The 23,754-nt window shown below is 62.1% G+C and carries 24 protein-coding genes and 1 pseudogene; 17 read left to right on the plus strand and 8 right to left on the minus strand.

Features of this window, described 5'->3' with window-relative positions; genetic code table 11:
• Window positions 1–8: 8 nt before the first annotated feature.
• The 13 genes and pseudogenes from tssI (at window position 9) to FHX03_RS15255 (ending at window position 11,544) form a co-directional block, all read left to right on the plus strand.
• Window positions 9–2,480, plus strand: a complete 2,472-nt coding sequence (gene tssI / locus FHX03_RS15205) for a type VI secretion system tip protein TssI/VgrG (RefSeq protein ID WP_183781407.1) — start codon at window positions 9–11, stop codon at window positions 2,478–2,480.
• 2 nt (window positions 2,481–2,482) lie between these two features.
• Window positions 2,483–3,442 carry a DUF4123 domain-containing protein gene (locus FHX03_RS15210; RefSeq protein ID WP_246699243.1) on the plus strand — a complete coding sequence of 320 codons (960 nt, stop codon included), beginning with the start codon at window positions 2,483–2,485 and terminating at the stop codon, window positions 3,440–3,442.
• Complete coding sequence (locus tag FHX03_RS15215; RefSeq protein WP_183854368.1) at window positions 3,439–4,296, plus strand: polymorphic toxin type 15 domain-containing protein; 858 nt, start codon at window positions 3,439–3,441, stop codon at window positions 4,294–4,296. The genes FHX03_RS15210 and FHX03_RS15215 overlap by 4 nt, the downstream gene beginning before the upstream one ends.
• A 50-nt stretch (window positions 4,297–4,346) precedes the next feature.
• Window positions 4,347–5,012, plus strand: coding sequence for a GAD-like domain-containing protein (locus tag FHX03_RS15220; protein ID WP_183854369.1), 666 nt, complete (start codon window positions 4,347–4,349; stop codon window positions 5,010–5,012).
• Between the two features lie 101 nt (window positions 5,013–5,113).
• Window positions 5,114–5,416, plus strand: coding sequence for a PAAR domain-containing protein (locus tag FHX03_RS15225; RefSeq protein ID WP_183781393.1), 303 nt, complete (start codon window positions 5,114–5,116; stop codon window positions 5,414–5,416).
• Between the two features lie 176 nt (window positions 5,417–5,592).
• Entirely contained in the window at window positions 5,593–6,267 is a 675-nt protein-coding gene (locus FHX03_RS15230) for a GAD-like domain-containing protein (protein WP_183781390.1), read from the plus strand.
• Window positions 6,268–6,491: 224 nt separating this feature from the next.
• Window positions 6,492–6,746: a hypothetical protein gene (locus FHX03_RS34465; protein ID WP_246699244.1), complete on the plus strand. Its 255-nt coding sequence runs from the start codon at window positions 6,492–6,494 to the stop codon at window positions 6,744–6,746.
• 12 nt (window positions 6,747–6,758) lie between these two features.
• The gene (locus tag FHX03_RS15235) at window positions 6,759–7,556 is read left to right on the plus strand and encodes an ABC transporter substrate-binding protein (RefSeq protein WP_246699245.1); all 798 of its coding nucleotides are present in this window, start codon (window positions 6,759–6,761) and stop codon (window positions 7,554–7,556) included.
• Window positions 7,537–8,661: a FecCD family ABC transporter permease gene (locus FHX03_RS15240; RefSeq protein WP_246699246.1), complete on the plus strand. Its 1,125-nt coding sequence runs from the start codon at window positions 7,537–7,539 to the stop codon at window positions 8,659–8,661. Before FHX03_RS15235 ends, FHX03_RS15240 begins: the two co-directional genes overlap by 20 nt.
• A pseudogene (locus tag FHX03_RS34470) lies at window positions 8,633–8,782 on the plus strand (ATP-binding cassette domain-containing protein); the annotation flags it as partial. The gene FHX03_RS15240 and the pseudogene FHX03_RS34470, both read left to right, overlap by 29 nt.
• Window positions 8,783–9,047: 265 nt before the next feature.
• Window positions 9,048–9,407 carry an ABC transporter ATP-binding protein gene (locus tag FHX03_RS34475; protein ID WP_246699247.1) on the plus strand — a complete coding sequence of 120 codons (360 nt, stop codon included), beginning with the start codon at window positions 9,048–9,050 and terminating at the stop codon, window positions 9,405–9,407.
• On the plus strand, window positions 9,400–10,698 hold the full coding sequence (locus tag FHX03_RS15250) for a hypothetical protein (protein ID WP_183854370.1): 1,299 nt from the start codon (window positions 9,400–9,402) through the stop codon (window positions 10,696–10,698). Before FHX03_RS34475 ends, FHX03_RS15250 begins: the two co-directional genes overlap by 8 nt.
• 360 nt (window positions 10,699–11,058) lie before the next feature.
• The gene (locus FHX03_RS15255) at window positions 11,059–11,544 is read left to right on the plus strand and encodes a chemotaxis protein (RefSeq protein WP_210298554.1); all 486 of its coding nucleotides are present in this window, start codon (window positions 11,059–11,061) and stop codon (window positions 11,542–11,544) included.
• A 102-nt stretch (window positions 11,545–11,646) separates the two neighbouring features.
• On the opposite strand, the gene FHX03_RS15260 is transcribed toward FHX03_RS15255, so the two are convergent.
• The 8 genes from FHX03_RS15260 to FHX03_RS15295 form a co-directional block, all read right to left on the minus strand.
• On the minus strand, window positions 11,647–13,092 hold the full coding sequence (locus FHX03_RS15260; RefSeq protein WP_183854371.1) for an aldehyde dehydrogenase: 1,446 nt from the start codon (window positions 13,090–13,092) through the stop codon (window positions 11,647–11,649).
• A 20-nt stretch (window positions 13,093–13,112) separates the two neighbouring features.
• Window positions 13,113–13,898, minus strand: coding sequence for a coniferyl-alcohol dehydrogenase (locus tag FHX03_RS15265; protein ID WP_097629925.1), 786 nt, complete (start codon window positions 13,896–13,898; stop codon window positions 13,113–13,115).
• 38 nt (window positions 13,899–13,936) lie between these two features.
• Window positions 13,937–14,962 carry a branched-chain amino acid ABC transporter permease gene (locus FHX03_RS15270; RefSeq protein ID WP_183854372.1) on the minus strand — a complete coding sequence of 342 codons (1,026 nt, stop codon included), beginning with the start codon at window positions 14,960–14,962 and terminating at the stop codon, window positions 13,937–13,939.
• Complete coding sequence (locus FHX03_RS15275; RefSeq protein ID WP_183854374.1) at window positions 14,959–15,873, minus strand: branched-chain amino acid ABC transporter permease; 915 nt, start codon at window positions 15,871–15,873, stop codon at window positions 14,959–14,961. Before FHX03_RS15275 ends, FHX03_RS15270 begins: the two co-directional genes overlap by 4 nt.
• On the minus strand, window positions 15,870–16,598 hold the full coding sequence (locus tag FHX03_RS15280; protein ID WP_097629922.1) for an ABC transporter ATP-binding protein: 729 nt from the start codon (window positions 16,596–16,598) through the stop codon (window positions 15,870–15,872). Before FHX03_RS15280 ends, FHX03_RS15275 begins: the two co-directional genes overlap by 4 nt.
• Window positions 16,595–17,347: an ABC transporter ATP-binding protein gene (locus tag FHX03_RS15285; protein WP_097629920.1), complete on the minus strand. Its 753-nt coding sequence runs from the start codon at window positions 17,345–17,347 to the stop codon at window positions 16,595–16,597. The genes FHX03_RS15280 and FHX03_RS15285 overlap by 4 nt, the downstream gene beginning before the upstream one ends.
• A 6-nt stretch (window positions 17,348–17,353) precedes the next feature.
• Entirely contained in the window at window positions 17,354–18,655 is a 1,302-nt protein-coding gene (locus tag FHX03_RS15290) for an ABC transporter substrate-binding protein (protein WP_183854376.1), read from the minus strand.
• A gap of 68 nt (window positions 18,656–18,723) precedes the next feature.
• Window positions 18,724–20,190: an aldehyde dehydrogenase gene (locus FHX03_RS15295; RefSeq protein ID WP_183781369.1), complete on the minus strand. Its 1,467-nt coding sequence runs from the start codon at window positions 20,188–20,190 to the stop codon at window positions 18,724–18,726.
• Between the two features lie 200 nt (window positions 20,191–20,390).
• Between FHX03_RS15295 and FHX03_RS15300 the strand changes: the two genes are divergently transcribed.
• From FHX03_RS15300 to FHX03_RS15315, 4 genes are all read left to right on the plus strand, one after another.
• Window positions 20,391–21,290, plus strand: a complete 900-nt coding sequence (locus FHX03_RS15300; RefSeq protein WP_183854413.1) for a helix-turn-helix transcriptional regulator — start codon at window positions 20,391–20,393, stop codon at window positions 21,288–21,290.
• 738 nt (window positions 21,291–22,028) lie between these two features.
• Window positions 22,029–22,538, plus strand: a complete 510-nt coding sequence (locus FHX03_RS15305; RefSeq protein WP_097629916.1) for a nucleoside kinase — start codon at window positions 22,029–22,031, stop codon at window positions 22,536–22,538.
• 302 nt (window positions 22,539–22,840) lie between these two features.
• Window positions 22,841–23,188: an ArsR/SmtB family transcription factor gene (locus tag FHX03_RS15310; RefSeq protein ID WP_183781365.1), complete on the plus strand. Its 348-nt coding sequence runs from the start codon at window positions 22,841–22,843 to the stop codon at window positions 23,186–23,188.
• Window positions 23,181–23,684 (plus strand): SRPBCC family protein, encoded by a 504-nt coding sequence (locus FHX03_RS15315; RefSeq protein WP_097629913.1) that lies wholly within the window; start codon window positions 23,181–23,183, stop codon window positions 23,682–23,684. Before FHX03_RS15310 ends, FHX03_RS15315 begins: the two co-directional genes overlap by 8 nt.
• The last annotated feature ends 70 nt before the right edge of the window (window positions 23,685–23,754 follow it).

Below are 23,754 nucleotides of genomic sequence, written 5' to 3' on the forward strand. Positions count from 1 at the left end.
CCCTATCGATGAACGACATGTCGTCCGCCGCGGACTTCATCCAGGCGAGCCGAATCCTCAGGATCGTCTCGCCGCTCGGCGAGGACCAGCTTCTGCCGGAGCGGGTGACGATCGAGGAAGGGATTTCGTCACTGTTCGAGATCAAGCTATCGGCCCGCGCCAAGAAGCCGTCGGTCAAGCCGGAGGAACTGATCGGCCGGCTGATGGATGTTTCGGTCGAGGTCCAGCAGGGCGACGGCGAAGGCGGCGTGCGCCGGCCGTTCAACGGCCTGGTGACCGAACTCAACGAGGGGCCGCCGATCACCCGCGGCCTCAGATCCTATTCCATGGTGCTCAGGCCGCAGATGTGGCTGCTGTCGCGCCGCTCCGACTGCCGCATATGGATGGACAAGACCGCGGTCGATATCGTCGAGACGCTGTTTTCCGAACACGGCATCCCGGCGCCCGATACCTCGGGCGTGATCACACCACCACCGCCGCAGCATTATTCGGTGCAGTGGAACGAAACCGATCTCGCCTATCTCACCCGCCGCTTTGAAGAGGATGGCCTGTTCTACTGGTTCTCGCACGAGGAAGGCAAACACAAGCTGCATGTGGCCGACAGCGCCCAATCCTGGCTCGGCCCGTCGCCTTCGGCGCAGGGCGAGGGGCGGGTCCGCCTTGCGCAGGGCTCGGCCGACCGCAACCACATCACCGAGTGGAGCCGGCGTTATTCCTATGTGCCGGGGCAGCGGGCCGGTGCCGACTGGAACTTCGAGACGCCGCGCATGGTGCCGGGCACGATGACACCATCGCTGGTGCAGATGCCGGAAGCGGCCAAGCGCGAGCTCTACGAATATCCGGCGCGCATTTCCTCCGTCGCCGAGGCGGAGCGGGCGGAAAAACTGAGGATGCAGGCTTCCGAAGCCGATCATGACCGGGTCTTCGGCGGCTCCACATCGCGCATCATCGAGGCGGGACGCCGCTTCACCCCCTACGAGGTCGCCCACCCCGACCACGTCTATGAGGAGCATGTGGTGGTGAAGACGACCCATACCGTCGTCGACCGCTCCTACGAGACCAACAGCAACGAGCCGGAATATACCAACACCTTCGAAGCCGTGCCGTCGCGGGTGCCGATGACGCCGCACCGCGAGACCAAGCGGCCGCGCATCGAAGGCACGCAGGTGGCGATCGTCGCCGGCCCTTCCGGCGAGGAGATCCATCCCGACCAGTACGGCCGCATCAAGCTGTGGTTCCCTTGGGACCGCAAGGCCAAGAAGGACGGCTCCGACACCTGCTGGGTGCGCGTCAGCCAGGTCTGGGGCGGCGGCACCTGGGGCGCGCAGGTCATTCCGCGCATCGGCATGGAAGTGATGGTCGCCTTCGTCGACGGCGACCCCGACCGGCCGCTGGTGACAGGCGTGGTGCCGAATCCGAGCAACACGGTCCCCTACGACCTGCCGGCCAACAAGACGCGCATGGTCATGCGCTCCAACACCCATAAGGGCACCGGCTTCAACGAAATGACCTTCGAAGACGAGGCCGGCCAGGAGAACATGTTCTTCCATGCCCAGAAGGACCAGACCACGCGGGTGCTGAACGACCGCACCAAACGTATCGACCGCCACGAAGTCTCGGCGATCGGCGCCAACCGCACGGTCGAAGTGGGCGGCAACCAGAAACACGAGGTCGGCGGCTCGATGAATACGGTCGTCGGCGGCACGGGGCCGATGGCGATGGCGCTGATGGGAGCGGTCCAGGGAATGTCGGGCCAGACGGCGGGCCTGCTTTCACAGGCCGGTCAGATCGCCGGAGGAGGCGGGCCTGGCCTTGCTGCTTTTGCCGGCACACTTGCTTCCTCGGCGCTGGGCTTCCTGAGTATCGGCGGTCTTGGCAGCCGGCAGGGCGTTGTCTCAGGCCCCAGCCCGCGCTCCGATGCGGGCACGGCCCTTGCCAGCTCTGGTACCGGTGTCGGGGAGGACGCGTCCAGCCTCTTTCCCTTGCCAGGGATCATGAACACGATTGTCGGCTCTTTTCAGTCCACCAGCGTCGGTGTCGCGAAGGCCGAACAGATTGGCGTGAGCAAGGTCACCAATATCGGCCAGACGGAGATGATCAACGTCGGCAAGCAGCAGAACCTGGCGGTCGGAAAGATACAGAGCGTCACGATCGGCGAGGAACAGAATACCAACATCGGAAAATCGCAAGGCACGGTCGTCGGCGAGAAGATCACCGTCAATGTCGGCAAGCTCTATGGCCTTGTGGCGGGTGAAAAATACCGCGGCGAATCAAAAGTCTGGGAAGTCTTCGCGGAGGACAAGATCTTCCTTTCCGCTCCCGGCGGCTACATCGAAATCAACAAGACCGGCATCCGCCTCTATGCACTGAAAATCGATATCGAAGGCAATCAGATCAACTTCAAGAAAGGCGGTCCCGGGCAGCAGCCGTCTTGCCTGCGGCAGATGGCGAAGTCGTCCACGCCCTTTGTAAGGATGTGATGATGGAAGCGACCCCAGTAATCGATCTGCCTGATATCGCCGAGTCTGCTCGCATTCTAAGGCATGCCGTCGATGAGATGAGCGGGCCTGTCGTCGTGGTGCTGGACGGGGGTGCCTTTGATGATCTGCCGGATGCACTTGCGTCCGAAGCAATATCTTGCCGCTCGCTGTTCCTGGAGGGGGTACCTCTCGATTTTCGTCGTGCAGGACCATGGATGGCCGAGGTGTTGTCGGCATCGATGCGATCACATGTCGAATGGCTCGATACGCATCACAACTGCGCGGTCTATTGGTCGTGCCCTGCAGGGTCAGATGCACTCTACCGGCATCTTCGGACGCTGAACGAGGTCATGATTCCACGCGAAGGCGTGGGGGGTGAACAGCAGGGCGGGACGGAAAAGCCGCGCTATGAGCGGGTTCTCTTCCGCCACTGGGATCCCAATGTTCTCGGCGCGGTGCTGCCGATCCTGACAAGATCGCAGTTCGCCCGTTTTCTCGGGCCGGCAGATGGCGTCGTTTTCAATGGGCCGGATTATGGGGGTGTTCGGCGGGCGCGTAAGGCCGACAACATGCCGGATGCGACCATCGGTCCGCTCCGGCTGGAACCGGATCAGATGGAGAGGTTGAAGGCAGCCATGCTTCATTCCTCGCGGCTGCGGATCGCGCGGTTCCTCAAAAAGAACACGCCGCCGCATTTTTCGGGCGTGGACGACGATTTCGTGTGGGGTGCCACGCTGGCCAGCGAGCGAACTGCCGATGAACTGGGGATTCGGACCGAACGCGGGCGTGCGCGTTGGGCTTATGTGATGGTGATGTCCGACGGTAAGGCCGCCGATCTTCCGGAAGTGAGAAGCTTCATCCAGGAGAAAGATGCAACGCCGGATGCCCGGGTCAAGGAATTGATCGGGCATACGGTCGATGCGCTACGTTTTGGTAACGCTCTCAACGGTGCCGCGTCATGACGTCAGTGGCGGCTGGAACCGTAGGCCAGATCGGTGGTCAAATCGCGGGCGGCGCTTTAGGCGGAGCCATCGGAGGTGTCTTTGGTGGGCCGGTTGGAGCGTGGATCGGTCGTGCGATCGGATCGAGGGTCGGGGGCATGGCGGGCCGAGCGGCGGCCGAGGCCATTGCAAGTTATATGGAGGGCGCGAACGAGGCTGCCGAGACCCAAACCAAGGAGCAGGAAGCTGCAGAGCCCTGCGTGGACTGTGGAGAGATCGATTGTTTCAATCCACCGGAAGGATCGACCCCCGATCAGATCGAGGAATTCAAGCGCCAGCTCAAGGAGCAGCAGGACGCCATCAACGAGATCCCACCAGACACGCTCCTTAATAATATGGATACTTACGAGAAAATCGGCCGAGGCGCCAACGATGCTATGGATCGGGCGAACGCCCGGGAAGCCTGGATCAAGAACAGAGCTGCAGAAATCTTGAAGCAGGATCCAAGCACGACGGCGAAAGCTGCAAGGAATGCGGCAACGAAGGATATCAAGACGATGGATGTCATTCACACACCGGATTTGTCCGCCGGTGGTACAGGACGGCTTTCGACGGAAAACGGCGGCATGGGCCCGCGGTCTACGAACCGGTCGATCGGTTCGCAGTGGTCCAAAGTAGGTCCCAATTCCGACAAAACCAGATTGCAACAGCTCAATGATCATGCGCAGAAAGCCAAGGACAAAGGCGAGGCTACCAATGTGGACCTCAAGATCTGCGAGGATGGCAAATCGTCGAAATCGGGCAAGTCGGGATCCAAGGGATCGGGAGGCTCGGGCAAGGGGCAGGGTGGCCCGGGCAATATTCCCATGTCATAGTCCATAGCCGCTGGCTTTTCCGCCTATGTCTATTTTCGATTGGAGGTCGCGTGAACAACTATCAAGCAAGGCTCGATTCTATCGTCCAGGACTTCGGCTCCCCAGAAAATGGGATTGCTGGGCCTGATCTTGGCCACTATCAGGGCAAGGTTCCGGAGGCGATGATCGAGTTCTGGCAACAGAATGGCATAGGTGCCGTTCTCGACGGCTATTTCCAGTTCTGCGATCCTAGCCAATATAACGGCATTCTGAAGCTGGTCTTCAGTGGCGACCCTGATATTCATGCTGAGCAGACACATGTTCTGGGCTTCGGCGCGTTCGGAACGATCATCGCATGGAACGAAGTTCATCAAGACGTAGTTGTCGATCTAGTGAAGGGACAGGTATCATGCCCGGCACTACTCAACGGCAAGAAATACGACCCCAACCTTGCCGTCACGAGCCAGTTGATGATGCTCGACGATCCGACCCTCGACGAATATGACACCAACGCTAAGAAGCTTTTCAAGCCAGCGCGTTCGAAACTCGGCAAGCTCGGCGTAGGACATATCTATGGATTTAAGCCGATCCTTGCGCTGGGCGGAAACAGGGCTCTGGCAAATTTGTCGGTCTATGAAGCGCTGCCGCATATGGCGATTCTGGCCCAGGCGAACGAACTGCAATTAATGGACAATGCTGCTTTCCCGCCGAAAGCAGTACGCATCATTGGACGCTGACGTCGACTTACCTTGTTCTTGAGTAAGCCAGCTACCAAAGCTTGCGTCACGAAGCAGATTTGCCAGCGTGGCATCGCCGTGCAAAGACGAGGAGTTCAAGTATGGTCAGCAGTCCGGTCGCTCTCAAAGGCCATATGCATGTTTGCCCCATGGTCGATCCCGGTCCGCGACCACATATCGGCGGGCCGATTTCTTCGACATCTCAGTCCTTTGTCTGTGTTGAAGGCGTACCAATCGCGACAGTGGATGATAGATGCATATGCACAGGCGTGCCGACCACGGCCGGCATCACCGGCGGATCATCAATCGTCAAGATCAATGGCAAGAAGGTCGCCCGCCTCGGCGATCCCTGCGAGCATGGAGGCCGGCTGGTTCAGGGAGTTCCGTGGCTTACGTTTGAATAGAGGCGGCGTCTTGCTCCACCCACACTTCGTCGCGTAGGACCGTGGATGGCCGAAGTTTCGTCGGCATCGATGCGGTCACATGTCGAATGGCTTGATACGCCTCACAACTGCGCGATTTATTGGTTGTGCTCCGCATTTATCGCATGTGTACGCACCCCTCGACAAAGGCAGAAGCGATGACCGACCTTTTCATCACCTATCAAAATGCTTTGAAGGATTTTGGCGAACCGCAGGGCGGATCTCCGTTGCCGTCCAGCACCCTGGACGCTTACCGTGGTCGTATTCCGGATAGTTTTCTTGACTTCATGAGCCTTCATTCCGTGGGCAAATGGTTGCGAGGATATTTCCAGTTCTGCAATCCGAACGAGTATGAGCCCATCATGGCACTGGTTCTTGGCGGCGATCAGGATTTGAAGCCGGAGCGAACGCATGTTCTCGGTTTTTCGGCTTTCGGGGAATTGGTTGCCTGGAACGAAGATTATAAAGTTGTCGAAATCAATATGCTTTATGGACGCGTCAATTGTCCGGAACTGTTTTCGCCCGAGCCTGATATGGATCCCAAAATCACGTTGGGCATCGCGATCGGCAGTGTGAACGCAGATTCATACGACAATCCGGACGAGGACGGAAAGCCGATGTTCAAGCGCCTCATGCTTGCACATGGCGAATTGGAGGTGGGGCAAATCTACGCGTCCAAACTTCATCCGGCTCTCGGCGGACCAATCACCATCGACAATCTGCGCCCGGCAGGTGCGCTTGCGGCCATGACGATTGCGGCTCAAGCAGCGCCATTCACTCTTTATAACACTACCATACCCAGTGTCCCGGCGGTCCGCGAAGTTGGCGCATAATGATGAGCGACAGATCTCGTTGACCTCAAACCGGGCTCGGTTTCGGATCTCGGTGTTTCGCGAGGTGGGGTGCCGGCCGGCGTCCATTACTCGGCACGCGCTCACCGGCCCCAACTTGTGCTGGACAGCGGGAAATAACATGACTAGAGAACTCATGTTATTTCCCTGCTACCGCCGCCGCTCCTGACATCACGGAGCCGGGGTGCCAGTCAAAGGAGTGGTCCATGTCCCGCCGCAACAAGGCTTCTGCCTTGGCAATGTCCCTGTCGCTTTTCCTGCCGGCAACGCTGCATGCCGAGAGTTCGTTTCTCGATCACCGCGGCAAGGCGATCACCTTCGAAAAGCCGCCGGAGCGGGTGGTGACGATCGTCCGGTCGGCGCCGAGCATCTATCGCGCCATCGACGGCAAGGCGGATCATATCGCCCGCATGAACAAGGATTCGCTGGTGCGTTACTTCACCAAGGGCATCTATGCCTAGATTCTGCCCGAGATGCCGAAGATCAATGCCAGCGCCGCTCAGGACGGTTTCGTGCCGAATGTCGAGGCGATCCTGGCTGAGAAGCCCGATGCGGTAATCCAGTGGACCCATGATCAAAAGCTCATCGAGCCGCTGGAGCGCGTCGGCCTGACCGTCGTCGGCTGGCAGTGCTGCACGGAGCAGGATCGCCTCGATTATATCTCGCTGACCGGCTACATGACCGGCCGCAACGACCGCGCTCAGGCGATCCTGAAGGCGCAGGCCGAGACGTTGAAGGCGCTCGGCGGCAAGGTCGCCAAGCTCGACAAGGCAGCACTTCCCTCCGTCCTGCACATCGACAAGGTGGCCGACCAGATCCAGGTCATCGCCAACGGTTCGCAGGACCTCTCGCTCAGCGGCGTCACCAACCCGGCCGCCGACAAGAGCGGCGAATGGTGGCGCACCGTCGATTTCGAACAGCTGCTGGTCTGGAACCCCGATATCATCGTCATTCCGGCCTATGCGAGCGATCTCAATCCCCAGGATTTCTTCGGCAATCCGCTGCTTGCCAATCTCAAGGCGGTCAAGGAACGGCGCGTCTACAAGCAGCCGGTCTTTGCCCGCACGCCGGATGCGCCTGAGATTTTCCTGACTTCGGAATGGCTGGCGGCCGTTGCCCATGGCGCCGACTTCGCGCCGGATTTCAGAAAGCAGATCCGCGACGCTTACAAGCTGATCTACGGCGCCGAGCTGACCGACGACCAACTGAAGGCGATCCTCGAATCCGACAGCAACGCGCCGGCGGACAAATATGTCCACCTCTTCGGTTAACCCACGCGCAGGCGAAGCCGCGCGTCGGGCAGGCGAAGCTGCGCGGCCGCCAAACGCAACTGCACCCGGCTCGGCGGGGCGGAAACTGCTTTCGGTTTCCGTCCTGCCCGCCCTGATCGTCCTTCTCGTCGCCGCCATCCTCTATTCGGTGACGATCGGCCGCTACGATCTGTCGGTGCGGGATGTCGCCTATATCCTGATCGATAACGTCCACCCGCTGGTCACGCCCTATTGGGATCCGGTGCAGGAGGTCGTTGTCGAGCAGGTTCGCCTGCCGCGCATCATGGCGGCGGTTGTCGTCGGCTTCGGCCTGGCGATCTCGGGGGCGGCGCTGCAGGGGCTCTTCCGCAATCCGCTGGTCGATCCCGGCATCATCGGCGTGACCTCAGGCGCCGGCTTCGGCGGGACGCTGGCGATCCTCATCGGATTGCAGGGCTACATTCTCCTGGCCATGGCCTTCCTCTTCGGCATCGGCAGCATTTTCCTCGTCAAACTGCTGTCGACGGTCAGGGGCCGCACCAGCATGCTGACGCTGGTTCTGGCGGGCGTGGTCATCTCGGCCTTCTTTTCGGCGGCGATATCCGTTGCCAAACTATTGGCCGATCCCTTCCAGAAACTGCCGGCCATCACTTATTGGCTGATGGGCAGCATCGCATCCAGCATCTATTGGGATGTTCTGCTGACGGCGGTGGCGGTGGTGCCGTCCGCCATCGCGATCTATCTCCTGCGCTTCCAGATCAACATCATGTCGCTCGGCGAGGAAAAGGCGAGGGCGCTCGGCACCAAGGTCGTGCTGGTGCAGTGGATCATCCTGCTGGCTTCGGCGCTGATTTCGGCGGGCGTGGTCGGGACCTCCGGCATCATCGGCTGGGTCGGCCTCGTCATTCCGCATGTCGCCCGCGCCCTCGTCGGTGCCGATCATCAGCGGCTGCTGCCGGTCTCCGGCGTCATCGGCGCGATCTATCTGCTGATGGTCGACGATCTCGCGCGGACGGTGAGCACCGCCGAGATCCCGCTCGGCATCATCACCGCGCTGATCGGTGTTCCGGTTTTTGCGGTGATCCTGCGCCGCCTGCATGCGAGGGGAGGCTGGTCCGGTGATTGAGGCAAGCGATCTCACCGTCGAGCGCGGCGGCAAAACCATCCTGAAGAATTACAGCCTCCGCCTGGAGCGGGGGCGGATACTGGCCGTGCTCGGCGCCAATGGCGTCGGCAAGACGACCCTCATCAATACGCTGATCGGCGTCATCAAGCCGAAGTCGGGGCGGCTTTCTGTCAGTGGGCAGGTGGGTTTCGTGCCTCAGCTTTTCGAAGTGCCCTTTTCCTATTCCGCCCTCGATATCGTTCTGATGGGAAGGGCGCGCCACCTCGGCCTGTTTGGCGCGCCGGGCCGGAAGGATTATGAGATCGCGCGGCATTATTTCCATATGCTCGATATCGAACATCTCGAACAGCAGGCCTTCGCTGAGCGGCGGCCAGCGCCAGCTGGTGATGATCGCCCAGGCGCTGGCATCGGAATGCGAACTCCTGGTTCTCGACGAACCCTGCGCCGCGCTCGACTACAAAAACCAGGACAAGGTCCTGCGCCTGCTCGAGCATTTGCGGGATCGGCACGCCATGACGATCGCCTTTTCCACTCATATGCCGCAACACGCGGTGGAGATTGCGAGCGACGTTCTGCTGATGACCAGCGGCAGCCGCTATGTCCTGGGGCCGACGGCGGATGCGCTGAGCGCCGAAAACCTGACCGATCTCTACGACCTGCCGATCGCGCGCGCGGATTTCGACGGATTGGCCAAGCACACCTACGCGCCCGTCTTTCGTCATGAAGGAGCCCGCTCCGATGGCTGACGCCGCCATGCCGGGAAAAGGCATCGCCTATATCCATTGGGGCAACAGCTGGCAGCTGCGAAGCTTCCAGGATTTCCGTCACTATATCGACGAGCTCATCTATATCCACGACCTGCCGAAGTTGGATCTGTCGCGCTACGCCGCCGTCGTCATGCCGGATGCGATGGATGCGGGCGCAGCGCTTCCGCACGCGCCCCAGCTCAACGCCTATCTCAAAGGCGGCGGTATTCTCGTCGTCTGCCTGCAGGGCCATGCCGATTGGCTCGACATTCCGGGACTTCGCTGGACGCCCGGAAACTGCCGTGACTGGCTGTGGTGGACGAAGGGCGAAAAGCTGGAGGTCAGGCTCTCCGAGCCGCACCACCCGATCACCGAAAGCCTGCCGCTTTCGCATATGAGCTGGCATTGGGGTGGGTCCTACAATATTCCTGAAGGCGCGCGCTCCATTCTCGAGATCGACGATGGAGGCGGCAGTCTGTTTCTCGATTTCCCGTCGCTGCCGGGCGGCGGACGCCTGCTGCTCGCGACGCTGGACCCGCATTCGCACAACGGCCAGCGCTTCATGCCGGCGACCACGCGTTTCCTCCGATCCTTCTATCCCTGGCTGAACCGCGAACTCGGGATCGAGCGGCCGGCCAGAAACCGGTTCACCTATCTGCAATGCTCGCATGTTCCGTCGGAGTGGCATCCGGACGGGTTGGAAGACAGCCTCGGACACGCCGGCTTCGAAACATCTTTCGCTCCGCTTTACCAGCTCGGCTCCGAAATGCTCGGAAAGACCGACACGCTCTACATCCCAAGCAGCCATGACGAGTTTTTTCTCAAGAGCCGGGCCGAGGATCTAATCCGGTTTCTCGCCCGGGGCGGAAACCTGATCATCGCCGCGGAGCCATGCCAGCCATGGCTGCCCTTCATGGCGCCGTTTCACGCCGTTCCCCCGCGTCCTTTCACCAATATCAGGGTTCGCATCCGCGACGACCGCTTCGGGATCTTTTCCGATCTCGGCGAGGGTTTCGATGGCTGGAAAGGCGTTTTCGGCCAGTATGTGCGCGGATGGACCGACCCGCCTCCGGGCGCGATCTGGCTGACCGATATCGGCCCCGAGCACGATCCGAAGCCGGCGGACTGGATCTGGCAATATCCAACCCCCACGGGCCGCGGCGGATACGTCTTCATGCACAATGGCGACAACATGACCCGCTATCCCGATCGTGGCCCGAGAAAGGAAGCGCTGCTTGCCAATATCGCTGTCGCGCTGAGAAAGCTCTCCACCGGCGAATTGCTGTTTTAGCCCTCTCCAAGCCCTCGGGTCACCAGCGCGCCTGCGCCATGTCGAGCTGCCGCCTTCAGTAAACGCGCGGCAGGCCGGACGGCAGTCATCAAAATGCGTCGATACTATCCGTTTTGCGCGCAAAACATCCGAGCGGGGCGGCGCCGAAGCACTTTCTTAAACGTTGCCGCCTTGGATGGGATCGCGCTTGTCACTGTGTGACGTGCAGCGGCACGAGGTTGGTAGGGTACGGGGAATACGACATGGTCCATGGCAGTTGTGCACTTATGAACTACCGCTGGTCTTGCGGCTGCGGTGCCTTGCGCTAAGGCTCGGTGTGCATGGTCGAGACAACGAACGGCCCGGGGTTGGAATGCGGCGGTGGATCGCGTTCCTGATGATCCCGACAGCATTGAAGCGCCAACCGATCGAAACGATCAGAAAGCCAGATTCTCCGGTGAGATCGCGGCATTGGCGACGGCTGTCCTGGGCGGGGATCTGACGCGGCGGATGAAAGCCGACTATGCCGATCCGGATCTCTCCCGTTCGGCCACTAGCCTCAATGAACTGATCGTGTCGATTGGCGACAATTTCTCCGATTTCAACGACGCGATGGCCGCTCTGGCCCACGGTGATCTCCATGGAGGTATGCGGGACAAACATCGCGGCGCCTTCGGACAATTGCAGAAGAACTTCAATCTCGCCCTGGTGACGATCCGCACGGTCCTGGGGGAGCGAGGTTCGGACCAGTTCGCGGATAAGGCGGCGAAATTTCGCCGGATGCTGGCCGGCTTCAGATCGAACGGTACCGCCTTCGGATCCGCGTCTCCGATGAAGAATCGCGGCCAATTCCTTGCCTCCCCATGATCTCTGGCTGAAGCTTGCCGATGCGCTGGATGGCTTCTCGGCCTGAATATCGACCGCGCCACAACCGCAATGGCCGTTGTGGCGCGGTGATGCGTCTCCCTATCAGAACGGATAATGCTGGGCGGAATCCTCGACCGTGATCCAGCGCAGGTCGGTGAATTCGGCGATCGCCGCTTTGCCGCCGAAGCGGCCGTAGCCGCTGCCCTTGACGCCGCCGAAGGGCATTTGCGCCTCGTCGTGCACGGTCGGGCCGTTGATGTGGCAGATGCCGGATTCGATCTGCGCCGCAACCGCCATTGCCCGCTGGATGTTGCGGCTGAAGACCGCGGCGGACAGACCGTATTCGGTGTCGTTGGCGATGCGGATCGCTTCCTCCTCGCCCGAGACGCGGATGATCGGCTTGACCGGGCCGAAGGATTCTTCCGCATAGACGCGCATGTCCGATGTGACGTGGTCGAGCAGTGTGGCCTCGACCACGGTGCCGGTGCGTTTGCCGCCGGCCACGAGTTTCGCGCCCTTGGCCGTCGCATCGGCGATCAGCTCTTCCATCTTCTTGGCGGCATCGAGGCTGATCAGCGAGCCGAGAACGACATGGCCGCGCGGGTCGCCGGCCGGGAGCTGGCTGGCGCGGGCTGCCAGTCTGGCGACGAACTGATCGGCGATCGAGCTATCGACGATGATCCGCTCTGTCGACATGCAGATCTGTCCCTGATGCATGAAAGCGCCGAAAATGGCGGCATTGACGGCGCCGTCGATATCGGCGTCGTCAAGGATAACAAGCGGGGCCTTGCCACCGAGTTCGAGAAGGGCGGGTTTGAGATATTTGCCGCAAGTCTCGGCGATGATCTTGCCGACTTTTGTTGAGCCGGTGAAGTTGACGCGCCTGACGGCGGAATGGGCGATGAGCGCGGTGACGATCTCCGGCGCATCCTCCGGCGCATTAGTAATGACGTTGATGACGCCGGCGGGCAGGCCTGCTTCCGTCAGCACCGTCGCGATCAGCCGGTGCGTGCCCGGGCATTGTTCGGATGCCTTGAGAATGACGCTGTTGCCGCAGGCGATCGGCATGGCGATGGCGCGGGTGGCAAGGATGACTGGCGCGTTCCAGGGCGCGATGGCAAGGCACACGCCGGCCGCCTGGCGAACGCCCATGGCAAGCGTGCCGGGTTTGTCGGAAGGGATGATTTCGCCTGATATCTGCGTCGTCATCGCGCCGGCCTCGCGCAGGATGTTGGCGGCGAGCATGACGTTGAAGCCGGCCCAGGGCGCGGTGGCGCCGGTTTCCTCAATCATCAGCCGGGTAAATTCGCCCGCTTTCGAATCCATGATATCGGCAGCCTTCATCAGGCTCGCGCGGCGCTGGCCGGGGCCGGTCTTCGACCAGGTGCTGAAGGCGGCGGAGGCGGCATCGACGGCGGCGGCGACATCGTCCAGATTTGCCGCGGCGGCGCGGCTTGCGAGTTTCTCGGTGAAGGGATCGATGCGGTCATAGGTCCGGCCGCCGGAAGCCGCGCGGTCCGCGCCATTGATAAGCAGGGAAATATTCATCGTAGGTCTCCTCAAGAAAACTAGAAGCCGAGGACGTCGGCGTTGATGGACGCTTCGAGGCCGCCGTCGGCGGCAAGATTGGCGCCGTTGATCCAGCGTCCGCCATCCGAGCAGAGGAAGAGCACGGCGGGCGCGATATCGGCGGCAGTGCCGGCACGGCCGACGCGGGTGATGTCGCTGTCGACCCTGGCATCGCCGAGCACGGCGCGGAATTGTTTGAGGATCGGCGTTTCCACCGGCCCGGGGCTGACAGCATTGACGCGGATGCCGCGCTGTTTGAACAGCGGCTGGTGGGCTGCGCGCATCGTCCAGAGCAGCAGAAGCTCTTTGGAGAGCGGATAGGCTTGCTCGTCCTTGAGACCGTGTTCGGCAACGATCGCCGCCACATCGGGGAAGCCCTCGACTGATGTCAGCGACTTCGCCCGCTCGAGATTGGCCCGCCAGCCGTAACCGGCGATCGAGGCGACGTTGACGATGGCACCGCCTTCGCGCAGTCGCGGCGCCACGGCTTCCGACAGGGCGCGCAGACCGTAGAAATTGACCGCGAGCGTCGAGACGACGCCGGTGCTGCCGGAAAGGCCGGCGACATTGGCGAGCGCATCGAGACGCGCCGGGAGCCGTGCAACGATCTCGGCTACGCCCGATGGCGTGGACAGATCGCCCTTGATGAAAACGGCACTTCCATTTGCCGGTTCGCGGACATCGACGCCGATGACCTCGGCCCCCATCTGGCCGGCCAGTTCCGCAGTGCGGGCACCAATGCCGGAGGCCACGCCGGTCACCAGGATTGTTTTACCAAAAAGCATGAACGTCACCTTTCACAACAACTCCGGAGCAAGCCGGCTCATTCTTTCCAATTGATTTTGATCGGACCGGGAAGTTTCAGCCGGTAGCCGACGGGCAGAAGCTGGAAGTCGAAGCGACGCTCCACTTCGCCCCAGAGCCCGCGTGGGAGGTAGAGGGAGAAAATCAGGGCGGTGGCGCCGAGGCCGATCAGATACCAGACGCCGGCTCCGCCGAAGAAGGTCTCGATGAGGAAGAACAGGATGGCGCCGAGGATAGCGCCTTCGAACTTGCCGATCCCGCCGACCAGCACCATGAAGATCATGTAGGCCGTCCATTGGACGCTGAAATAGGTCTTCGGCTGGAAGGTGGTGGCGGTCGCCAGCCACAGGCCGCCGGCGACCGCAATGCCGAAAGCGGCGAGCACGAAGAGCAGACGCTTGGTCGCGCTCACCCGCACGCCGACCGAGGTCGCCGCCTCTTCATTGTCGCGGATTGCCTGCATCGCTGCCCCTGCGCGGCTGCGCATCAGCATGAAGAGAGCGCCGAGCAGGGCCGCCATGGACGCCAGCGCAAGCCAGTAGATCGTTGCCCGCCGCATGCCGCTGTCATAGAGGTTGAGCGAGATCAGCGACGTCCCGGTTTCCCCCTGAATCAGCCGGTCGAGATTGACGAGCAGATGGGCGAGCTCGGCCACGACCCACATGCCGATCGCGAATTCGCCGCCCTTCAGCCGCAGCATGAAGAGCGAGAGTGGGATCGACAGCGCGCCGGTCACGATCGCGGCGGCAAAGACCGAGACGAAGGGGTCGAGCCCGGCATCGGCGAGCCGAATGGTGAAATAGGCGCCGAGGCCGAAGAACACCTGCTGGCCGACCGAGACCAACCCGCCGAAACCGGCGAGCGCATTCCACATGGCGGCAAGGATCACGTAGATGAAGAGGGCCGTCAGCCTGTCGATCGCGCCGGCGCCGAGCACGGCGGGAGCGAGCGCCAGCAGGGCAAGCACTGCGGCCATCGAGCCAAGCGCCAGCCGCGAAGCTCTCGTCCAGCGCTCTATCGATATTCCGTTAGAGACGAATGTCATGTCGGGCTCCGAAGACGGGCGCGAAAATTCAAGAATGCGCCGAGCTTGTCGAGTTGAGGCATGCCGAAGCGGGACAGCCTGACGAAAAGGACCAGCAGAAACACGGCATGGCCGCCGATCAGAAAGCCTTGCGGATGCAGCTGCGCGCCGAGCGATTGGGCGAGGCCGAGAATGATGCCGCCGGCAAGCGTGCCCCAGAGCGATCCCGCTCCGCCAATCACGGCCGCCTCGAAGGCGAAGAGCAGCTGCGGCCCGCCGGCATAGGGGCTGAAGGTCGCCCGCATGCCGAGAAAGGCGCCGGCGATCCCGATCGTCACCATGGTGATCGCGGTGGCGACGGCATTCACCCGGCGCGCATCGATGCCGACCAGCCCCGCCGTATCGGGATCTTCGGCCGTGGCGCGGATGGCGCGGCCGAGCGCAAAGCGGCTAAGGAAGAATTGCAGCGCGCCGAGAAGGAGGATTGCCGTCACCATCATCATCACGGCAAGCTTGCCGACGAAGATGTTGCCCGGCAACTGCCAGGACGCATAGGACAGGTTGCCGATGAAGGGTGCGAGCGACCGTGTATCGGCGCCGAACTGCTCGAACAGCAGATTGTCGATGACGATCGACAGGCCGAAGGTGGTGAGGATCGGCAGCAGCGTGCCGCCGAGGGCGCTGCGTTCGAGGATGAAGCGCTGCAGCAACCAGCCGATCACCGCCATGACGGGCAGCACGATCAGCAGGCCGGCGAAAGGCGGGATGCCGGCCTTGGCGGCAAGCAGCCACAGCCCGTAGGCGGCAGCGACCGCCAGGCTGCCATGGGCGAGATTGATGATTCGCATGACCGAAAACATGAAGGACAAGCCGCAGGCGATGGCGGCGTAATAGCCGCCGAGCAGGATGCCCTGGATGAGGGAGTTGATCATGATGGGCTCCTTTCGCCGGCTGCCCGGTGGAGCCCGAAATAGGCCTGGGTGACGTGCTCGCGGGTGACGGCCGCAGCCGGCCGGTCGAGCACGATGCGTCCTTCCAGCATGCAGATGACACGGCTTGCGACGCTCATGGCGCGCGCAAGATCCTGCTCGACGAGCACGATTGTTGTTCCTGAGGTCAGCAATGCCTGCAACTGAGCGTAGACGCGGTCCACGACCAGCGGCGAAAGCCCGAGCGAGACTTCGTCAAGCAGCAGAATGTCAGGGTTGCTCATCAGCGCCCGGCCGATCGCGGTCGCCTGCTGTTCGCCGCCCGACAGGTGCCCCGTCTTGGCGTGGCGGCGGGGTTTGAGGTTCGGGAAGGCGTCGAGGACGCGATCGATGCTCCACTCGCCCGTCCGGCCGCAACTCTTTCCGAGAAGCAGGTTCTCTTCCACGGTCATCTGCGAAAACAGCCGGCGGCCCTCCGGCACGAGGGCAATGCCCTTGGCGATCCGTTTGTGGGAAGGCACGGAGGCCAGGTCTTCATCGTTGAGAAGAACGCGCCCGGCAGACGGAAGGTGGGCGCCGGCGATCGATCGGAGCAACGTCGTCTTGCCCGCGCCGTTGGCGCCGACCAGCGCCAGCACCTCGCCCTTGGCGATATCGAAACTGACCCCGCGCACCGCCTGGAGCAGGCCGTGGCGGACGTCGAGGTCGCGGATGGAAAGGAGGCTCATGCCGGCGTCCCTCCGAGATAGGCTTTGACCACCTCGGCATTGCTCATGACCGCTTTCGGCTCGCCATCGGCAATGATCCTGCCGGCGTCCATGCAGATCAGCCGTTCCGCCACCTGCAGCAAGATATGAACGATATGCTCGATCCAGACGATGCCGATGCCGCGGCGGCGCAATTCGAGGATGGTTTCCACGAGCTCGCTCGCTTCGCCATCGGTCAGGCCGCCGCCGATCTCGTCGAGCAGCAGCAGCCGCGGCTGCGTGGCGAGCGCACGCGCAAGCTCCAGGCGTTTGCGATCGAGAAGGCCGAGCGTGTCGGCCGGACGGTTGGCGACGCCAAGCATGCCGCAGAGCGAAAGCGAATCCACCACACGCTGATAGGCTTCGTCGCGGCTTGCGGCATGGCCGTGCGATGCGGCGACGAAGACATTTTCGAAGGTCGTCATGCCGCTGAAGGGTTTGGGCACCTGATGGGTCCGCACCAGCCCGGACCGGCAGCGCTCCGCCGCCGTCCGGCCCGTGACGTCGGCGCCGTCGAAGGTGATGGTTCCAGCACTTGGCGGGAAGGCGCCGGCGAGCACGGAGAGCAGCGTCGTCTTGCCGGCGCCGTTCGGCCCGACGATGCCGACCGCATCGCCATCGCCCATGGAAAAGTCCAGGTTCTCCAGGACGACGAGGGCGCCGAACTGCTTGTGGATGCCTTTGGCCGAAAGAAAGGCTCCTCCCGGCCGATTTTGAGCTAGCTGCTGCACCGTGCGTTACCCGTTATAAGCGATGAGCTTGGCGCCGACCGGGACGTTGGGATCGGTGGCGTTTTCGGTGACGACATAGTCGAGCGCGAATTTCGAGCCTTCCGGCGCCTTCACCCATTGCGTGCCGATGATTGGCCCGGGCGAGACATTGGCGACCGGGCCGCTGGTGAAATCGACCTTGCCGGCGATCGTGGTGGTTTTCAGCGTGGCAATCGCCTTGGCGACGGCTTCCTTGCTCTTGACGTCGCTGCTCGCTTTCAGCGCATCGAAGCCGGCATCGAGAAGCGCCAGGCTGGCGCCGAGCTGCTGCGTCCACTGTTTGCCGCTCGCCGTTTCGTAGCCGTCTGCGAGTTCGGCTCCCGACACGCTGGTCAGCGTGGATTTGTAAGGGAAGGCCTTGTGCCAGTAGGCGGCGCTGCCGATGTTCATGCCGAGATCGCCGAGCGCCTCGATGTCGGAGGGAAACAGGCCCGTCTTGGCGACCTGGCAGATCTTGATCTGCTGGGTGAGGCCCTGCTGGGCGGCCTGGCGCCAGAAGGCGGCGAAATCGGGCGGGATCGGGAAGGAGTTGAAGATCTCCACGCCCTCCTGCCGGAAGAGAGCGATCTGCGCGGTAAAATCGGTCGTTCCGGTTTCATAGGCGCCGGGATCGACGATGGTGAAGCCGGCCTTGGCAAGGGCGGGCGCCAGATGGGCGCGGATCGCGTTGCCATCGGCGTCGTTCGGATACATGACACCGACCTTCTTGTTGGTCTCGATCAGGTTCCACTGCGAAACATAGGCTTTGTGGAATTCTTCGACGCCGAAGCCGAAATGATAGGTCCATTTGAACGGGGAGGGCGCCCCCGGCTTGGCGCCACGGCCGAAATACCAGGCTTCCCAGGGCATGACCGTGGAGAGGCAGGGAACGCCGGCCGCCTCGCAGGCGTCGGCCACCGGGTTGATGGTTTCAGGCGTCGAGACGGCGAGCATCAGGTCGATCGCCTGGTTATTGATCAGCTCCTTCGCGAGCTGGCCGGCGCGCGACGGATCGGACTGGGTGTCCTGGTCGAGAATCTCCACCTTCCAGGTCTTGCCGCCGGCTTGCAGGCCGTTCGCCAACGCCTTGCGTGCGAGGTCCAGCACATAGCCGTCCGTCTCGCCGAAGCCGCCGAGCGGGCCGGTGCGCGGGCTGATGAAGCCGACCTTCAGCGTATCGCCGTCAGCGAAAGCCGTGCGGCCGGACAGCGCCAGTGCCGCGCTGCCTGCCGCGGCCGATGCGATGAAAGAGCGGCGGGTCAGTGTCGCCGCGTTGAGTTTTCCGTTCATGAAATCATTCCTCCCTCTCGATGCGGGCCTCCCGCCCGTTTCGCTGTTCATTCCGGCCGACCTGTGGTTCAGATCGGGTATTGCCGTTTTCCCGATGCCATGGTGACCCATCTGAGCTCGGTGAATTCGTCGATCGCCGCCTTGCCGCCGAAGCGGCCGTAGCCGCTCGATTTGACGCCGCCGAACGGCATTTGCGGCTCGTCGGAAACCGTGGCTTCGTTGATGTGGCAGATGCCGGATTCGAGCCGCATGGCGACGGCGAGCGCCGCATTGACATCGGCGCTGAAAACCGCCGCCGAAAGCCCATATTCGTTGTCGTTGGCAACCGTCACGGCCTCGTCGACGCTACCGACCCGGATGATCGCCGCGACCGGCCCGAAGCTCTCCTCGCGGTAGATGCGCATGGCCGGCGTCACGTGATCGATGACGGTCGCATCCATCAGCGTGCCGTGCGCCTCGCCGCCGCAGACGAGGACCGCGCCCTTCTGCAGGGCATCGTCGATCAGCGACCTGACGCGGCGCACGGCCTCTGCATTGATCAGCGTGCCGAGCGGCGTATTGCCTTCCCCGGGGTGGCCTGCGACGAGGGTGGCAGCTTTCATCCCGAACTTGCCGACGAAATGGTCGGCGATCTCATCCAGCAGGATGATGCGCTCCGTCGACATGCAGATCTGGCCCTGGTTCATGAAGGCGCCGAAGGCGGCGGCACTGACCGCCTCGTCGATATCGGCGTCGGCAAGCACGATGAACGGCGCCTTGCCGCCGAGTTCGAGCAGGCAGTGCTTCAGATGCCTTGCCGAGGATTCGGCGATGATCCTGCCGACACGGGTGGAGCCGGTGAAATTGATGCGGCGCACGGCCGGATGGGCGATCAAGGCATCGACGACGACGGCGGCATCGCCTGGCGCATTTGAGACGACATTGACGACGCCGCGCGGAAAACCGGCATCGCGCAGGATGTCGCCGATCAGGCCATGGGTCTTCGGGCAGAGTTCGGAGGCCTTGAGCACGACGGTGTTGCCGCAGGCCAGCGGCATGGCGACGGCGCGGGTGCCGAGAATAATCGGCGCATTCCAGGGGGCGATGCCGACGCAGACACCGGCCGGCTGGCGCACGGCCATGGCGAGGCTGCCAGGAATGCCCGACGGAATGAGTTCGCCCGAGATTTGCGTGGTCATCGCTGCCGCCTCGCGAAGAATTTCGGCGCCGAGCCCGCAATTGATCGCCGCCCATTGCGTGGTGGCGCCGGTTTCGCCGGTCATGGCGGCAATAAGCTCCGGCGTGCGGGCCTCCAGGAGATCGGCTGCGGCATTCAGCAGCCGGCGCCGTTCGCCGGGGCCTGTCTGCGACCAATCGGGAAAGGCGGCAGCGGCCGCATTGGCGGCCCGCGTCATGTCGGCGACGGATCCCGCCGAGGCGACCGTTGCGACATCGCCGGTCAGCGGATCGATGCGTTCGAAGGTCGCCCCTTGGGAAGCCTCCATCGCCTCGTTGTTGATCATCAGCTTTGCCGAAAACACCGTTTCACCCCGCATTGTTGCCAAGGGGAGAAGACGCGCGGACGCATCAGCCCGAAGGCTGTCTCAGCGTTGCCGCGTCTATCGGAATGCCTCCTCCCAAAGGCTGATGACGGTGAGGTTACGCCGATCATTTACGGATGGAATGCGATTTATTGGGTTAATATTGTAACTATCCGGCGATTGCGGCAATGTTTGAGACGAGCGGAGGAGAAGCATTGGCGACGGACGGCGGCATTCATCACTATGCCAGGGGCGAATGGCATGCACCGTCGCTGTCGCATCGGCGCCTCCGTCTTCAAAAGGGACTCTATGCCGATTTCTATCATTTCCTGCTGCTTAGTGAGGGGCGAGCCGAGCTTCATTTCGACAGTGGCGAAGATCGGATATTGCAGGGGCCGCTGCTTGCCTTCTTGCCGCCGCAGGCGCGTTGCGACCTGTCGATTTCTGCTGGAACCGCCGCCCATCTCGTCGGAGCCTCGGCGCAGGTCATGGTCGATGCGATCGGCGACAAGGTGGAATCCTATTCGCTGCGCATCTTCACCGAACAGCGCAAGCTGGTCGCGGCGACGGACCCCTTGCTGGTGGCCGAAATCAGTCCATTAATTTCGGGCTTCGTGCGGGAACTCGCCGATCCCTCCCGCTCTTCCTGGATGGTGGCTTCGGCCTATATGCGCCTGATCCTGATGACGCTATGGCGCGGTTCCGGCGGCGAGAGAAGCGAGCCGCGCGGGCAGGGCGAAACCGGATCGATCCTGCAGCGATATCGGCAACTGGTCGAGGCCGGTTTCCGCCGGCATCGGCCGATCAGCGATTATGCCGCAGAACTGGGCGTCACCGCCGACCGGCTTCATGCGATCTGCCAGAGGGCACTCGGCCGCTCGCCGATTCAGCTTCTGCATGAGCGGGTGGTGCAGGAGGCGAAACTCAGATTGGAGCGCTCGGCCCGCAATATCCAGGAAATCTCCGACAGCCTCGGCTTTCGCGACCCGACCTATTTCAGTCATTTCTTCAAGCGCAAGACCGGCCTTTCCCCTGCCGGCTACCGCGACATCGCCCGCGCTTCCGCCGGCGCGGAAAACAGCATGCTGTCCTCGGGTTATGCGGATTGGCCTTAGGCTCGGGCTCGTTGGTCAAAGCCCGAATTTGCCGGTCTTGGATCTCAAATCACATTGATAGGGAAGCCCCAACAGACGTAGGACTGCAATGCGCCAAGAATAACCGTCACAACGGATCGGGTGAACGACCGCTTTGGGGCCGGTGGCCGACCGTCCGCTGCTGCAACACCCAAAACGAAAAAGCGGGCATCGGAGTTCTTGCCGCCGAGGTCTGAGATCGGCCCTTTGCTGCCGTTCAAGGTCGATCCGAGGACGCGCGGTATATGCTAGAATGCGGCCGAAGTCAGAACGCGACAGGCGCAATGCGAGGGCGGTGTGATCGAACCAGAGTTCGCGCGACCGTGTGCCGACGTTGTGCTCTTGGAAGGGAGACGAGGACGATGCCGACACCAGAGCGGCCCAGCCTAATAGTTCGACAGAAATCCCCTGAAAATATCGAGTTTCCGTTTGCGTCGCTCTCCGATCGGGTGATCCCAACCGAGCTGTTCTTCGTGCGAAACCAATTCCCGCCGCCGGACCTCGATGCGCGAGACTGGAGATTGCGCGTTGGCGGGGCGGTGGAGCGGCCGATCGGACTTGACCTCGACAGCACCAAGGCGATGCGGAGCACGACTTTCCCCGCCGTCCGCCTAATCCAAGTGTGCCGAATGCTAAACTTGATCAAGTATGCTCGTTGGCTGGGCACGCCCCAGGTAGAGCGTCTTCTCACCGCATAGAAGGCCGTGATAAAGAGGCCTCATGGGCATTAGGAACTATCTGATCGAAGGCGGCTCGGGGACTGGAAAGACGTCTGTCGCTACCGAACTGGAGCGGCGGGGCTACCATGTTGTCCATGGTGACCGTGTATTGGCCTATGTCGGCGACCCCGAGACAGGCCGGGCGCTCGCAGGGCCACCCGAAGGGGTAGACCGTATCGCCTGGGGATACGCTCACTGGATCTGGCCTGTCGATAAGGTCCGAGCCATTGCTGCCGACACCACCCATACTGCCACGTTCTTTTGTGGCGGTTCGCGCAATTTCCACAAATTTCTGGACCTGTTCAATAAGATTTTCGTGCTCGACATCGATGTTGAGACGTTGAACCGACGGCTGGATGGGCGCCCGAACGAGCCGGGCTTCGAGCCGGCCGAGCGGGCCCTGGTGCTCCGCTACCATCGTAGCCGGGAGCATCTTCCGGCTGGCAATAATATTGACACGGCGAATGCCATCCGAAGTGTCGTCGACGATATCCTCGCTCAACTTACCTGAAGCCCGGCAGGTTTGTGATCGGGAGGGAAGCAACTGACTATTGCGAGAAAGACGCTGGCTGCCGTGCGGCTCACTGGCGGCGTTGTCGGTTTCATAGCCGACCGGCCGTCCTGAGAACGACAAACCGGGCGTCCTGACGGCCGTCTTGAGGGCGCGAAGCTGCCGAGGCACTTCTGCAGCTGTCGGCCTGCGCCAGACGATTTTTGTCGCCGCCGCGGTGCATGCCCTCGGATCACCGGTCTACCGACTGAATATTAGAGAAGCTTGCGCTTCTTGCGCGAGCAGGTTATACACTGAACTATATGGTTCAGTATTTAGGTTCTCCCCTCGATCTCTCGTTTGCGGCGTTGTCCGATGCGACCCGCCGCGGGATCATCGATCAGCTGGGGCGAGGGGACGCGTCGATCACCAGTCTGGCGGATCAGTTCCAGATGACGCTGACCGGCATGAAGAAGCACGTCCAGGTTCTCGAGCGAGCGGGGCTCGTCGTCACGCAGAAGGTCGGACGGGTGAGAACCTGCAAGCTTGGGAAACGCGGCCTCAACGCGGAAGCCGAGTGGATCGAGGCGCATCGCAAGCTCTTCGAGGCCCGCTTCGAAGCATTGGACGAAATCATCAGCGAAATGAAACAGGAGGGAAGCGATGACTGAGCAAGTTAACAGTGCAGATAGTGCGCAGAACCGCACGTCAGTCGAGCGCAGAGGAGATCGCGAACTCTTGGTAACGCGAATATTCAATGCGCCGCCGAGCACGGTTTACAAGGCGTGGAGCCGGCCCGAGCTGTTCCAGCGCTGGTGGGTGCCAAAATCGGTATCCGGTGTTTCGCTCGTGTCGTGTGATATGGACGTCCGTACCGGCGGCAAATATCGGCTGGAATTCGGCGCCGACGGTTCGGACACCATGGCCTTCTACGGCAAGTATCTCGAGGTCGTGCCGAACGAACGCATCGTCTGGACCAACGACGAGGGCGAAGAAGGTGCGATCACGACCGTGACCTTCGATGACCAAGGTGGGAGGACACTATTGAAATTCCACGAAATTTATCCGTCCAAAGAGGCGCTTGAGGAAGCACTGCAGGGCTCGGCGGCCGCATTGTCGGAGCAGTTGGAGCAGCTCGACGAATTGCTTTCCAGCATAGGCGAGTAGCGCGGGTCGGGAAACTCGCCTCAAGGGACGTCTGCTCTCGGGAAGCGGCTCCACCGGCCTTTCTCACCGT

The sequence above is a fragment of the Rhizobium sp. BK456 genome (assembly GCF_014194045.1).
GTDB lineage: Bacteria > Pseudomonadota > Alphaproteobacteria > Rhizobiales > Rhizobiaceae > Rhizobium > Rhizobium redzepovicii.